At 39.8% G+C, this 15,016-nt stretch carries 11 protein-coding genes and 2 rRNA genes; 5 read left to right on the forward strand and 8 right to left on the reverse strand.

What is annotated here, in order from left to right; translation table 11 throughout:
* Nucleotides 1-108 precede the first annotated feature (108 nt).
* From BKK48_RS09490 to BKK48_RS09505, 4 genes are all read right to left on the reverse strand, one after another.
* A complete protein-coding gene (locus tag BKK48_RS09490; RefSeq protein ID WP_077428201.1) occupies nt 109-2,616 on the reverse strand; it encodes a DEAD/DEAH box helicase in 2,508 nt (835 codons plus the stop codon).
* A gap of 84 nt (nt 2,617-2,700) precedes the next feature.
* Entirely contained in the window at nt 2,701-3,519 is an 819-nt protein-coding gene (locus BKK48_RS09495; protein ID WP_158074356.1) for an FRG domain-containing protein, read from the reverse strand.
* A 1-nt stretch (nt 3,520) separates the two neighbouring features.
* On the reverse strand, nt 3,521-5,035 hold the full coding sequence (locus BKK48_RS09500; RefSeq protein ID WP_077428205.1) for an Eco57I restriction-modification methylase domain-containing protein: 1,515 nt from the start codon (nt 5,033-5,035) through the stop codon (nt 3,521-3,523).
* Entirely contained in the window at nt 5,019-5,585 is a 567-nt protein-coding gene (locus BKK48_RS09505) for a DNA methyltransferase (RefSeq protein ID WP_077428221.1), read from the reverse strand. Before BKK48_RS09505 ends, BKK48_RS09500 begins: the two co-directional genes overlap by 17 nt.
* 337 nt (nt 5,586-5,922) lie before the next feature.
* On the opposite strand from BKK48_RS09505, the gene BKK48_RS09510 reads away from it, so the two are divergent.
* Nucleotides 5,923-6,750, forward strand: a complete 828-nt coding sequence (locus BKK48_RS09510) for a DUF5718 family protein (protein ID WP_077428207.1) — start codon at nt 5,923-5,925, stop codon at nt 6,748-6,750.
* Between the two features lie 40 nt (nt 6,751-6,790).
* Here BKK48_RS09510 and birA read toward each other — a convergent pair whose 3' ends face one another.
* Nucleotides 6,791-7,696 (reverse strand): bifunctional biotin--[acetyl-CoA-carboxylase] ligase/biotin operon repressor BirA, encoded by a 906-nt coding sequence (birA, locus tag BKK48_RS09515; protein ID WP_077428209.1) that lies wholly within the window; start codon nt 7,694-7,696, stop codon nt 6,791-6,793.
* Between the two features lie 135 nt (nt 7,697-7,831).
* On the opposite strand from birA, the gene guaB reads away from it, so the two are divergent.
* From guaB to guaA, 4 genes are all read left to right on the forward strand, one after another.
* Complete coding sequence (guaB, locus tag BKK48_RS09520) at nt 7,832-9,295, forward strand: IMP dehydrogenase (RefSeq protein WP_077428211.1); 1,464 nt, start codon at nt 7,832-7,834, stop codon at nt 9,293-9,295.
* 100 nt (nt 9,296-9,395) lie between these two features.
* Nucleotides 9,396-9,722, forward strand: coding sequence for a hypothetical protein (locus BKK48_RS09525; RefSeq protein ID WP_077428213.1), 327 nt, complete (start codon nt 9,396-9,398; stop codon nt 9,720-9,722).
* Nucleotides 9,723-9,740: 18 nt separating this feature from the next.
* A complete protein-coding gene (locus tag BKK48_RS09530) occupies nt 9,741-10,412 on the forward strand; it encodes an HAD family hydrolase (RefSeq protein ID WP_077428215.1) in 672 nt (223 codons plus the stop codon).
* A gap of 12 nt (nt 10,413-10,424) precedes the next feature.
* A complete protein-coding gene (gene guaA / locus BKK48_RS09535; RefSeq protein ID WP_077428217.1) occupies nt 10,425-11,984 on the forward strand; it encodes a glutamine-hydrolyzing GMP synthase in 1,560 nt (519 codons plus the stop codon).
* Between the two features lie 105 nt (nt 11,985-12,089).
* Here the strand turns inward: guaA and BKK48_RS09540 are convergent, their stop codons facing one another.
* The 3 genes from BKK48_RS09540 to BKK48_RS09550 all read right to left on the reverse strand — a co-directional run.
* Nucleotides 12,090-13,910 carry an ATP-binding protein gene (locus BKK48_RS09540; protein ID WP_077428219.1) on the reverse strand — a complete coding sequence of 607 codons (1,821 nt, stop codon included), beginning with the start codon at nt 13,908-13,910 and terminating at the stop codon, nt 12,090-12,092.
* A gap of 641 nt (nt 13,911-14,551) precedes the next feature.
* Nucleotides 14,552-14,667, reverse strand: a 5S ribosomal RNA gene (gene rrf, locus BKK48_RS09545).
* A 190-nt stretch (nt 14,668-14,857) separates the two neighbouring features.
* Nucleotides 14,858-15,016, reverse strand: a 23S ribosomal RNA gene (locus BKK48_RS09550); the annotation flags it as partial.

The following is a 15,016-nucleotide window of genomic DNA, read 5'->3' on the forward strand; positions in this document are numbered from 1 at the left end:
TGCATTATAGGCATTTTTTTATGCCACGCAAGTGGTTTTTAGAAAAAAATTTCTAATTGCTCAAAATAAAATCAAAAAATATTTTATAAAGATTTTCGTATTTATTTGCTATTTTCCTATACTTTCGTAGTCTTCTTTTGAAATTACAGTGCTAAATAACCCAATTTTGTCTCCTCCACTATACTCTTTTGCGTATTCCAAACTTGAATCTTCGTAGCGTTTGAATTTATACACCGCATCGTTCATTAGGCTTTCATTAAACACATTTAACCGTACCAAAAGATCAAAATCTCGTTGGGTTAAGCCTGTTACTTTATGAAAAAGGCGGGGTTCAAGTTGGGTAATCACATCTCGCAAGCAATGTTCACGGTAATCGGTTAAATACATAAACACCGGAATGCGGGTGGCAAATTTGATCAATTTTTCTTGAATTTCTTTCCGCTTGGATTTGTATTCTTTCTCCTCATCACTCAATTCTTTTTTCTCTTTAGCACTAAGATCATCGCCTTTCTCTTTTTTGGCTTTTTTGACCGCCTCCGATTTGTTGATGATGGTTTCAATATCTTGGTTTAACGACCGAAAACCCTCGATATTTTCTAACGCTTTCATCGCGGCTTCGCTCTCCATTAGACGTTTTAAGGTATCATTATCCACATTGACCAACAAAGCACTTTCCCAACGGCGAGCCAGTAACGTTGCCGTTGTGCCACTCATCGCCATATCAAGTACGCCTTTTGCGTCAATCTGGAGCATCGATGCCCCGTTATACGCCAGCACTGGTAAAAAATGGATAAACTCTGCCACTTTTTGTTCTGGATTCGTATTTACCGTATCTAATCGGCAACTGTATTCGGCAATTTGGCGTAACGCACGGTTTGGGGCGAAATCAAACACATAACATTGCTGTTTGAGAATTTCTTCATTATGTGGATCAGCATCATCATAGCCACGCAATACCCACGGTGTTTGCACACGGAATGCCGCTTGGAAATAGGTTTCAGGGCTAGACGCATTGCGTAGCATTAAAATCCCCGACCAAGGCGGAACAGAGACACCCGTCGTTAATTTTCCGCACGAAAGCGTAATCGTTTTGGTCGCAAGCGGGTTCTTTGTCATCGCATTTTGCACGGGTGGCAATGCCTCTAGCCCAATGCCCGCTTCCGCTCCTGCAGCAACGATAATCTGGTATTGATGAAAAAACTGATTTTGTTTTTCCGCCAATAAATTTCGCATTGCATAACAGCTCGCCACATTCGGCAAAAACCAAAAGGTATGCAATAACTGCCCTAAAAGGCGGGTATCAGAAAACGGCATTGGGGGCTTTTCCGCTCGGAGTTTTAGCGTATCCACGGTCAATTCTGGCAAATCATTGCGGATAAATTCCAACCATTTTTGCACTTCGTTTTTGTAAGTAAATTGGGCATTTTCACCGCTTCCTTTGGCTTCAAAAAAGAGGTTTAAATCAAATTCATTAAATTCGCCTTTGCTCGCCACATCACGAATAGAATTGGGTAATTGGTAGGTCATCATTACCATTTTGGGCAGCGATAAATAGGGATTTTTGCCCTGCGTTGCTTGCCACTGGGCTTTGGCTTTTTGCTCGTCTGAATACGTCCAGTTGAAAATTTGCTCCTCAATAAATTCGCCCGATGCAATCGCCCGAAATGGTGTGCCAGAAAGATAGAGATAATGGTGGGTTGTAATGGGCAACAATCCTTCATCAAAGTTTTTTAAATCGACACTTTCAGCGAAATCTTGTTCTTTTTTATCGTCTTCGCCGTCAAATAAATCTTTGGCATTTTCCCGCCACGCCCCGTAGTGATATTCATCAAATACCACACAATCCCAGTTTGTACTATGTACCCACTCATTTTTGGGCTTAATCGCACCTGCTTTGGTTCTGCCCAAATAATCTTGGAACGAACCAAAACAAACAAGCGGTCGGTGGCTATCAATTTCTTGCAAATTGCTGTCTTTCGCCACAAATTGCCAGCCTTCAAAATCCGTATGATTGACTAAATCTTCCTGCCACGCATCTTGTACGGCGGGCTTAAAGGTTAAAATCAGCAGTTTTTTCCAGCCCATTTTTTTAGCGAGTTGGTAGGTGGCAAAGGTTTTACCAAAACGCATTTTGGCATTCCATAAAAAACGCGGGGCTTTGCCTTGATTGATCTCATCTTGTTTGAAGCTGTGAAAATAATGTGCTGTTTGGTTTACTGCTTGAGCCTGCTCAGGGCGCATACCAAAGGAGAGCGTGCGTTTTTCCCGATTACGAATGCCCTTTTTTACAGAAATCAATGCAGCCTGCACCGCTTGCACATCGCATTCAAACCATTCGCCATTCACTTGACGAACGCCCATTGCTTTCAACGCCTTATGCACATCGAAATCACGAAATAGCGTGCCATTCTCCCGCACGGCATATTCCTCCAGCTCAATTTTCCACGTCTGCTCTGGTGTTTTAGTTGGATACTGCTCCCTCACTCGCTGTTCGGCTTTCTGTCTTGTGGTGTAACCCACTTTTAAACAATTTGGAAAAGTGCGGTCGGAATAGGCATAGATTTTGGGTGGGTTAAATTCATCGAAGGATACTTTTTGTAATGGTTTATCGGTCATTGGGTTTCTCTTATTTCACGTTATATTAAATCCATAGGTAGGGACACACGCAGTGTGTCCCTACCACTTTAGGTTATTTATCCATTATTCATCAAACCCAATTTCCTTATCCAAATTTAAAATATTATCTAATCTAAGATGGCAATTTTTAATTACTCCTTGTAAATCAGGATAAATTGAATAGCAATCTATATTTAAAGAAAATAAAAAATTCATAATATCCTCTCTTAATTTTGATCTAATTTTATATTTAACCAAAGGTCTATAACTTCTCCCAAATTCAATAAAGTTACCCTTAGCATAATAATCATTGATATTTTCTAACTCATCAGAAATTTTCTTAGTAAACACTCCTCGTTGAGCAACAATCCTTGAACCAATAGGAAATTCAGGCTCAACAATTAAATCTTGTTCTCTCGCCATAAAATAATTTAATTGATAAACAACTCTATAGTTACTGCTTGAGATAGGTTCTTCAAAAGCAAAATATAATGCAAATAAAAATGATCTTGTCCAATCTAACAATGGTGTTTTTAATCCATAATGTTGCCCTAACGCCCATACACTATCATCATCAGATAAAATATATTGCTCCTTTATTTTTCCCTTTAGTTCTTGCTTGCAACAATCCAAATAATCATCACAAATTCTTTTGAAAATATCTTTATTAAGTTCTAAATTTGGAAAAACTTCTTTGATATGTCTTTCTAATGTAGATGCTAATTTATAGCTTTCTTCCTTATGCCCTCTAAAAACTACCGGAGGATAAGTTCTGTTGATATATTCATAGTCAACAACTTCTTTTTCTCTATCATTAGGATTATAAATAAACTCTTCTAACACTTTTAATAATGAATCAAAATCATCAATGATGATTTCATTATCTTTTGTTTCTTTACCCATTCTACAACTCCTTATTTGGCAACACCATTTCTTCAATATATTTAATTTCATCTTTGCTTAATCCATATTTTTCGTAAAGTTCTTTATCATTCCAAGATTTTGAAAAATCTTGTATTGGAACAAACTCATAAGTTCCTTTTGTTGTATGCTGAGTATTCTTTTTTAATGTCAGCATTAGATGAAAAAATCTTGTATCGATATAGCTCATTAAATTTTCACAAATTGTTTTGTTATCAAATGGACCAACAACTAAATAAGTTTCAGTACAAGCCGAACCAGCCCCAGCATAAATTGGCTTCACATAATCCGTTTTACTATCTCCAGATCCCACTGCATAAGGCATTATTACCTTATCTTTATCAATCCAACTTCTATTGATAATAATATTTTCTCTTAAAAAATATCCTATTCCTTTATTTTGATATAACTTAATATTTCTACCTTCAGAGTAAGGATTTGGCTTTCCTTTAATATTCGTTGCCAATCCAAACGGTTTTCTAGAACTCACTAACTCACTAAAACTTTTTTCTTTAAAGGCTAATACTTTTCTTAAAATAGAAATGCTTTCGTTATAACGAATAAATATATCTAATCCTTGTTCTTTTAACGGTCTTTCCATTTGAGAGATAATGGCTTTATTTTCGTAGGTAGTTACTAAGCAATCACCATTATGATGTTTATCCCACAAGAAATAATTCACCCCACCTTTTATTTCTACCCCCGGAAAACAATCTGCGGCATTCGGGAAATCGTGAATTTCTTTTAGCCGTCTATCATTGAGCATTTCATCCCGAAATTCATCTAACCCTTTCCCTCCAGCAAACCAACGAGAGGGGACAATCATGACTAAATACTCAGGGTTTAATGCTTTTGCTTGTTGAATAAATTTATGGTAAATCGGTGCGGCACTGGCTTGCGCACCGCCATCACTTAATTGATACGGTGGGTTGCCAATAATCACATCAAATTTCATTTTTTCTAATCCTAATTCTGTTCTTGCTTTTTGATGAATAAACGCATAGGCGTGGTTTTCCATTGTGAGGCGGTCGTAAACCGATTGGCTTGCGCCACATTCTTGGCATTTGCCTTCTTGCCAACTATGTTCCACCCGCTGATAAAAAATCTGCCCCTCTTCTGTGTCAAATTCAGTGCAAATGGAATGTTCGCTATTGGCTTTTTTCGAGCAATAGAGGCTACGGCGAGAAAGCAAAGCGGTGATTTCCGTAATAGCAATGCCGTAAAGTTGTTGAGTAAAAATATGGTTGAGGCGAGTTTGTAGATCGGGAATTTGCAATTCCAACCCTTTAATTAACCGCTTGGCGATTTCTCGCAAAAATACCCCCGACTTACACACAGGGTCGAGAAATTTGGCATTGGGATCTTGCCAAAGTGTATCGGGCAAGCGATCGAGCATTTGGTTGACCAACTCTGGTGGGGTAAAGACTTCATCATTCGATAAATTTGCCAAACAATTTAATACATCAGGGTTGTAATTTACATTAGAAAGATCTGTCATTACCTAGCTCCAAAAAATTGATAAAGGGATAATCTTTGATTGGCTCGGGAATAAACACGGGTTCGCCGTTATCGGAAAAGAGGGGAAGATCGCTCAGGTTGTCCACTAAATCACGGTAAACAAATTCCTGCCGTTTGATTTGGCTGCCTGTCGGGTTCGACCATTGGCTAAAAATAATGGGTTGCCCTGTTTGGGTTTTCAGTGAAAGGGCATCGCCACACAAAATGTTGTGTTGCAAAATAAACTGAGCGGAACGAATACATTCTGCTTTATAACTTTTAGGAAATTGGGCTTGGTAATGTTGGCTAAAAAGCTCCAATAGCCGTTTACGGCATTCATTCACATTATCGGGCAACAGCTCAATGCCGTATAAACTGCCTACGGCAATGATGGCGTTAAGTTCGTAATCGTATTGGACTTTTTTATGCTGTTGAGCAATTGCGGTGAGTTTACGGCAAAGGATTTCCACCAAAAAATTACCCGTGCCACACGCAGGTTCTAAAAAGCGTTTTTCGGGATTAGTAGCTTGGTCTGCCACCAAGTCGATCATTGCATTGACTTCACGCTCATTAGTGTAAACTTCGCCAAAGTCTGCAACACGTTGTTTAGATTTAACTTGTGCCTTACAAGTTAAAGAGGAAGGGGTTAGGCCGCTAGTTGCGTTGCGTTGCGTTGCGTTGCGTTGCGTTGCGTTGCGTTGCGTTGCGTTGCGTTGCGTTGCGTTGCGTTGCTAAGCATTATGTTTCCTTTTCAAGTTGTCAAGTAAAAATGCAGTTATTCTAAAATGTTCTTTTCTCTTTATCAAGCAAAGCAAATAAGACGTTTTGGGTGATTTTTCATTAACTAAACAGTAAAATTCAATCAATTTTATTACAAAGGGAAACACAATGAACAACACCTTTATCGGATTAGGCGTAGCAGGCAATTTTGCGGGGCATTTGGAACAAGCGGGTGAAGCGGCGGATTTTTTGCAGGTGAAAACGGTGGAGGCAGTGCAGCCGAAAGCGATTTTCCCGTTTTATGTGCCGAGTGAGAATTTGGGCGACTATCAATTTCTGTCCACTTATCCCCTCTCTCATACAGAGATTCGTTTTCCAAATGATGCGGATAATTTACAAATTGAACCTGAAATTGCGTTAATTTGTGATATTCACTATTCTCACGGAAAAGTGACCGCACTTTTACCCACCCATTTCGCTGCCTATAACGACTGTTCCATTCGCCGCCCAAATGCTCGCAAAATTTGTGAGAAAAAGAATTGGGGGGAAGAATCTAAAGGCATTTCGGCAAATTGGCTTTCATTAGATCATTTCAACGCAGGTGGTGTATTGGACGATTTCCATATCGCTTGCTTCCACAAACGCCATGGCGTGATGAATGAATACGGCATTGATAGCCCTGCGGTGGGGTATAGCTATTTTCATCAAAAATTATTGGATTGGATTATCGATCGGATGAATAATCAACCTGATGAAGGGCCAATGAATAATATTGCCGCTTTGCTTGAAGCTGCAAATTATCCAAAACAAGCCATCATTAGCATTGGCGCAACACGTTACACCGATTTTGGCGAACACAATTTCTTACAAATTGGCGATACCAGTATTGTGGCGGTGTATAACGCCAAGCGTTACACGCACGCACAAATTGTTGAGATGGCAGAAAGGGAACAATTTGAGGGAGATATTTCTGCATTGGTGCAAAAAGTGATCTAGCATAAAGTGCGGTTAAAAACAGCAAAAATTTTAACCGCACTTATTTTCGGCGAAGGGAAACCTCCCCGCCATTGAAGGTACGCAATTCATTACCACATTGCACTTGCAAATACCCCCTCTCATCAATGCCTTGCTCAATGCCGGAAATAATACCCTGTTCAGTAAGCACATTCACTGCTTGATGTGAAAAGGCGTTGTGTTTCTGCCAAGCTTGTTGAAATTCTTCATCAATTCCGCTGTTTTCAAAACGTTCCAAACGTGTATAAAGATGTTGAATTAATTTGGGGAATAAAATTTGACGATCGACATTGGGAGCAATTTCACACAATTGCGCATAAGGTTGATTTATGCTTGTTTTTTCCGGCATTGACACATTAATGCCCACGCCAATGACGAGGTTTAATCGACCATTTTTTACATTCGCAATCTCAACTAAAATACCGCCCAGCTTTCGCCCATTAAATAAAATGTCATTCGGCCATTTCACTTGCACACCAAAAATTTCCGCAATCGCCAACCCCACAACTAAGCTAAGCCCATCAATGGATTTTCTTGGATCAAGCGTCCAATAAAAGCTCAATATCATTTGTCCGGCAAAAGGCGACAACCACTGGCGCCCCCGGCGCCCTCGACCGCCTGTTTGATATTCCGCAAGGCAAAGATCGCCTTTTTGAAGATGGGCAATATTCTGCAAGATCCACTCATTTGTGGAAGTGATGATTGGGTAATAATGAATACGATAAGATGGAAGTGCGGTTGATATTTGGTGAGGGTTGAGTAAAGGCAATTGCGGTATGAGCTGATAATATGCGGTATTTCCTTCAATATTTAGCCCCAATTCTCGCAGTTGCTGTACATCAAAAGCCACATTTTGCGAAAACTTCGCCAATTCTGACCGCACTTTAGGCATACCGTCAGACAAACAGGTTAATAGTGCTAAATTCATACTTTTTTCCTATCACGAAAACCTTTGCCAATCATAGCATAAAAGCGAAAAATTTCATTTTCAAAGTGGCGTAAAATCTGTATAATCCCGCCGCAATATTTTTTAACATTCATTTTTAACGACGGAAATATTGCTATGCTTAGAATCAAAAAAGAAGCCCTCACTTTCGATGATGTTCTTCTTGTCCCGGCACATTCTACCGTGCTTCCAAACACCGCTAATCTTTCAACCCAACTTACCAAAACCATTCGTCTGAATATCCCAATGCTTTCTGCGGCGATGGATACCGTTACCGAAACCAAATTGGCTATTTCGCTTGCTCAAGAAGGCGGTATCGGTTTTATTCACAAAAATATGTCTATTGAACGCCAAGCAGATCGTGTGCGTAAAGTGAAAAAATTCGAGAGCGGCATCGTTTCCGAACCTGTCACCGTCTCCCCTACTCTCACCCTCGCAGAGCTGGCTGAACTCACCAAGAAAAATGGGTTTGCCGGTTATCCTGTGGTTGATGAAGAGAAAAATTTGGTGGGCATTATCACCGGCCGTGATACCCGTTTCATTTCCGATTTAAGCAAAACTGTGGCCGATTTTATGACCCCCAAAGAGCGATTAGTCACCGTTAAAGAAGGGGCAACTCGTGAAGAAATCTTCCGCTTAATGCACGAAAATCGTGTGGAAAAAGTATTGGTGGTAAATGACGATTTCAAATTAAAAGGCATGATCACCCTAAAAGACTATCAAAAAGCCGAAAGCAAACCGAATGCCTGTAAAGATGAATTTGGGCGTTTGCGTGTGGGGGCTGCGGTAGGTGCAGGGCCGGGTAATGAAGAACGTATTGATGCCTTAGTCAAAGCGGGGGTGGATGTGTTGTTAATCGACTCTTCACACGGCCATTCCGAAGGGGTATTACAACGTGTGCGTGAAACCCGTGCCAAATACCCTGATCTTCCTATCATCGCCGGTAATATTGCCACCGCTGAAGGCGCAATTGCTTTGGCTGATGCTGGGGCCAGTGCAGTGAAAGTGGGAATTGGACCGGGTTCAATTTGTACCACCCGTATCGTTACCGGCGTAGGTGTGCCACAAATTACCTCCATTGCTGATGCCGCTGAAGCCTTAAAAGATCGTGGTATTCCGGTTATTGCCGATGGGGGAATTCGCTTCTCAGGCGACATTGCCAAAGCCCTCGCTGCCGGTGCGAGCTGCGTAATGGTGGGATCAATGTTTGCCGGTACAGAAGAAGCACCGGGAGAAATCGAACTTTACCAAGGCCGTGCCTTTAAATCCTATCGTGGTATGGGTTCATTAGGTGCGATGGCGAAAGGTTCAAGCGACCGCTATTTCCAATCAGACAACGCCGCAGATAAACTCGTACCGGAAGGCATTGAAGGACGTATTCCATACAAAGGCTACTTAAAAGAAATCATCCATCAACAAATGGGCGGTTTGCGTTCTTGCATGGGTTTAACCGGCTGTGCCACTATTGATGAGCTGCGCACCAAAGCAGAATTTGTGCGTATCAGTGGTGCGGGCATTAAAGAAAGCCATGTGCACGATGTAACGATTACCAAAGAAGCCCCGAATTATCGGATGGGCTAACCACGAAGGTGGGCTTTTAGCCCACCTTTTGTTGTTTAAAGTGCGGTTGATTTTTGCGAAATTTTTGATGAAGTGATGTCAGTCAACGAGGAAGGATAAAATGAAAAAACTGAGTTTAATTCTTATATTCTTTTTGAGTGGATGTAGTGTTTTTGGACCAAGCTATTCCGGTGAAACAACAGCAAGCCCCTTGCTAAAATTCGATACAGAGCGAAATATAAATACATATTTCAGAGCACTTCATCAATGTTCACCTGAAAAAATTCATACCCAGATCACCGGTGTCAAATTAGCAGCAGAAACTGTCGAAAAAGCGCAAGAAACTTGGACTGTGTCAGGTTGCGGAAAAACGGAAATCTTTAATATACAGTACACCAATGATGGTTCTGACGGTACTTATATTAATATGAAAAAACTCACTAATTAATTGTATTAGAGAATATCAGTGCTTCAAGCCATTATCTTCGATATGGACGGTGTGATTGTCGATACGGAATTTTTAGAATACCGTTTGCAAGAGCAATTTATTGAATCCATTAAAGAACATGATCGCATTTTAACGCCGCTCGAACGTTCAGAAGTGGTGGGGAAAGGGCTGTCTGAAATTCCGGAAATCGTCAAAAAATTAAGTGCCTCATCATTACCACTGGAAGAAATCAAACAACGCTATATTGATTTTTTCAACCAACTTTTTGCTACGGTGGATTATCCTTCAATTTTCCGTAAGGATATTCAAAAAATTATTGATTTTGCTAGACAACATCACATCAAATTAGCCGTCGCCTCCTCTTCCCGCCTTGAACATATTCGGACTATTTTGACGAAATGTGGTATTATCCAACACTTTGATTTTATCGTCAGTGGCGAACAATTTGAGCGCAGTAAACCTGACCCAACTATTTATCGCTATACCCTCGAAAAATTAGGCGTTCAACCTCAAAATACCGTTGCAATTGAAGATTCTTTTTTCGGTATTCAAGCAGCAAAATCTGCGGGTATATCTGTGATTGCCTACGAAGAGAAACGAATGCACATTGATCAATCCCAAGCCGATGATTGCGGTAAGGATATGAACGAAATTTTAACCATTATTCAAAAATTACATCATTCATCTTAATTAAGGTAAAAAATGACAAACATTCACCACCACAAAATTCTAATCCTCGACTTTGGTTCACAATATACCCAACTCATTGCCCGCCGTGTGCGTGAAATTGGGGTTTATTGTGAGCTTTGGGCGTGGGATGTCACGGAAGAACAAATCCGTGAATTTAACCCAACGGGAATTATTCTTTCCGGCGGGCCTGAAAGCACCACAGAAGCAAACAGTCCTCGCGCACCGGAATATGTTTTTAATGCCGGCGTGCCGGTGTTAGGTATTTGCTACGGTATGCAAACTATGGCAATGCAATTAGGCGGTTTAACGGAAACTTCCGATCACCGTGAATTCGGTTATGCCTCCGTTTCATTGGAAAATTCGACTGCACTTTTTGCGAACCTCAACGATGGCGATAACAAATTAGATGTTTGGATGAGCCACGGCGATAAAGTGACCCGTTTACCCAATCATTTTTCTGTTACAGGCACAACACCAACTTGCCCTATTGCCGCCATGTCTGATGAAAATCGTCATTTCTACGGTGTTCAATTCCACCCAGAAGTCACCCACACGAAAAGCGGTTTGGAATTGTTGAAAAACTTTGTGGTAAACATCTGTGGTTGCGAAACCAAATGGACAGCAGAAAATATCATCGAAGATTCGGTCGCCCGTATTAAGGAACAAGTGGGTAATGATGAAGTGATTCTAGGGTTATCCGGTGGCGTAGACTCCTCGGTTGTTGCCTTATTATTACACCGTGCCATAGGCAAAAATTTACACTGTGTATTTGTGGATAACGGCTTGTTACGTTTAAACGAAGGCGATCAAGTGATGGAAATGTTCGGCAATAAATTTGGTTTAAATATCACCCGAGTGAATGCTGAAGATCGTTTCCTTAGTGAACTAGCCGGTGTGGATGAACCGGAAGCGAAGCGCAAAATTATCGGTAAAGTCTTTGTGGATGTGTTCGATGACGAGTCGAAAAAATTACCAAATGTAAAATGGTTAGCTCAAGGTACTATCTATCCTGATGTGATTGAATCCGCCGCCAGTAAAACAGGCAAAGCCCATGTGATTAAATCACACCATAATGTGGGTGGGTTGCCGGATTATATGAAACTTGGCTTGGTCGAACCATTGCGTGAACTGTTCAAAGACGAAGTGCGTAAAATCGGTTTAGCGCTTGGTTTACCCGCTGAAATGCTTAACCGCCATCCATTCCCAGGCCCAGGGTTAGGGGTGCGTGTATTAGGTGAGGTGAAAAAGGAATACTGCGACCTCCTCCGCCGTGCCGATGCAATTTTCATTGAAGAATTACACAAAGCAGATTGGTATTACAAAGTCAGCCAAGCCTTCACCGTGTTCCTCCCAGTTAAATCGGTGGGGGTCATGGGTGATGGACGCAAATACGATTGGGTTGTTTCCCTCCGTGCGGTTGAAACTATCGATTTTATGACCGCCCATTGGGCACATTTACCATATGAGTTATTAGGCAAAATCTCTAATCGTATCATCAATGAAGTAAACGGTATTTCCCGCGTTGTCTATGATGTGAGCGGAAAACCCCCAGCAACGATTGAATGGGAATAACCTTCGCTTTTTCTAAACAATTTAAAGCCCTTAAGATAAGGGCTTTTTATCATTTAAGGCCTGCACTAAATTCAATGTACTGGTGGTACATAAAAGTGCCGTTGATTACAGATTAAGATAATCTTCTAATTTCTCTACATTCGCTTTCCAGCAATGATTTAACTCGTTAACCCAATTTTCAATCTTTTCTTTCCACTCAGTAGATTGATTATTCTGTATTTTTTCCGCCAGTTGCTGTAATTGGACTAACCCCACCGATCCTGCTGCACCTTTAATTTTATGAGCAATATCCACAACTTCTTTTTGTAAACTAGGCTCATTTAAGTAATCATTAAAAGCATCATTTAACTGTTTTAAATAACTCGGCATTACTTGTTTAAACAACGCTAAATTCTCTTTTGTTTGGGATTTACCTAATAAATCGATTAATTCAGTATTTAACGAACAAGATAATGAGGGTTCTTCTTCATTCACCCTATTTTCATCGGAAAAGAAATGATAAAAGCATTGTTTTAACTCATTCAACGCCAATGGCTTACGCAATACCGCATCCATTCCTTTTTCCAAATATTCTTTTTCATTTTGCATAATGCTTGCGGTAAATGCCACAATGGGCGGTAGGAAATCGTAAATACCTTCTTCATATTTTTGCCGTAAATATGCCGCAATCTCAAAACCTGACATATCCGGTAACTTAATATCCAGCAAAACAATATCGTAAAAATTACGTTCAAATAATTGAATGGCTTCTTTTCCTGTCATAGCGACATCAACATGATGTCCTAATCTCTCTAATACACTTTTTGCAACAATCACATTTAATTCAATATCTTCGACGAGTAAAACCGATAAATTCAATGGTTGAGAAAAATGCTGATTTTCTACTGAATTCGCTTCCTCAGCTTTTATCGTCAGGTGAAATGTTGAACCTTTTCCAATTTGGCTTTCAACCTCGAGATCACCATTCATTAATAAAGCAAGATTTTTTGAGATAGCGAGCCCAATTCCACTGCCTGAAAAACGATTAGAATTTTCTTTCAGTTGGTAATACATTTTAAAAATATTATCCCATTCCGACTGAGGAATACCTCGTCCTGTATCAGAAACTCTAAAATGATAATGTCCTTCTCCTTGCGCTGAAACAGATAATTTAACCTCTCCTTTCTCTGTAAATTTCACGGCATTAACAATGAGATTCCAAAGAATTTGGCTTAATCTTGCACTATCTAAATAGAGTAGCTCGGGTAAATCTGAAGTGATATCTAAAGAAAATTTAAGCTGTTTAGGTGCTGTCATTAAAACCGCAAAGTTTTGAATATCTGTCAATAAAGCATGAAGATTTGTGGGTTTCAAATTTAGTTCTAAACGGTTTGTATCTAGCTTGTTTAAATCAATGATATCGCTAAAAATATTTCCTAAATTAATCGCACTGACATTGATTGTCTTAAGATAACTTCGTTGTTCCGCGGTTAAATCACCATCTAATAAAATCCTACTTAGGCCAATAATACCATTTAATGGCGTTCGTAATTCATGGCTTATCGTTTCCATTAAATTACTTTTATCTCGGTGGATTTTCTCCAAATTCTCAAGGGCAATCGAAAGTTTTTGTTCGGTTTGTTTACGTTCGGAAACTTCCTTTTTAAGTTCAGTAACACTACGAGAAAGTTGACTACGGGAGGCTTCAAGCCGTTCAATTAAAACAGCAAAAAAGTAAATGATAAAGGGAGCAGAGATGATCCCAAAAATAATAGAGCGGGCAATCCCTATCCAGTAAATATCTACTGCAATAAGCGAGCTTAATAGCATTTGCAAAACAAGTGCAAAAATTGCTAATAGAAAAACACCTAATAGAGAAAATTTAACTCTTCCAAGGCGAATAAGCCAATCAATATAGCGTTGAGCAAGGCGTTTCAGATATTTCATAATATATTTAGTTAAGAAAAAAGAAATTATGTTCTACTGGCAGATTATGCCTCAAAACACCTCATTGTTGGATTAATTTTAAATAAAAATATTCCTAATCCCTTATCCTCTAAAAACAATTAACATTAAATTTGAACTAGATGAGATTTTAAAGACCATCATTTCGCTAAAGCAAACATCTCCTATATACCAAAAACGTAATCGCATACCAACAAACAGTCAGAAAGTGCGGTCAGTTTTTTTGGTGTTTTTATGTTGGTAAGTTCATGTAAAGGGAGTAAGAAGTTGGAGAATGATTACGGAGGATTGCTTGATTACAAGTCTATGTAAGGGAGAGACTTGTAATTGGTATCGATGTTTATGATACTTATGTTCTTTAGGGTTCTTATAGAGCTGATAATGCTTATATGATACTTATAGTGCTTATAGTAATTATGATACTTGTGATATCCGCGATGTTGGTGATGCTTGCAGTCCCTATGATAGCGGAACCTGTGCCACTTTTACCTTTTATTTTTTATCTTTCATCTTTTATCGTCCAACCAATAAAAAATCCCCCAAGCTCTGCTCAGGGGATTTCTTGTTTACTCTTCTTAATCTTAATTTCAATTCTTCTTAATCTTAATTCTAATCTCAATTGTACCCGGCGGTGCCCTACTCTCACATGGGGATTCCCCACACTACCATCGGCATTACAGCGTTTCACTTCTGAGTTCGGGATGGATTCAGGTGGGACCACCGCACTCTCGCCGCCGGGATAATTCTTCGATAACTGATACTCACAAATCGTTCTTCTTTATTTGCTCGTTTGTCTTCTCTTATTCTCTACCCTTCACAAGCTGATATCTCTCTTTTCTTTACTTTGTTTAGTTTCACTTTGTTTAGTTTTATGTTTAGTTTGACTTTTTTCGTCTCGCTTGACTTCGCCCAAAACACTTGAGCGTTGTATAGTTAAGCCTCTCGGGCAATTAGTATGGGTTAGCTCAATATATCACTACACTTACACACCCCACCTATCTACGTCTTAGTCTTAAACAACCCTTACACACTTTCATGTGGGAGAACTCATCTTAAGGCAAGTTTCGTACTTAGATGCTTTCAGCACT

Source organism: Rodentibacter heidelbergensis (assembly GCF_002000125.1).
Taxonomy (GTDB): domain Bacteria; phylum Pseudomonadota; class Gammaproteobacteria; order Enterobacterales; family Pasteurellaceae; genus Rodentibacter; species Rodentibacter heidelbergensis.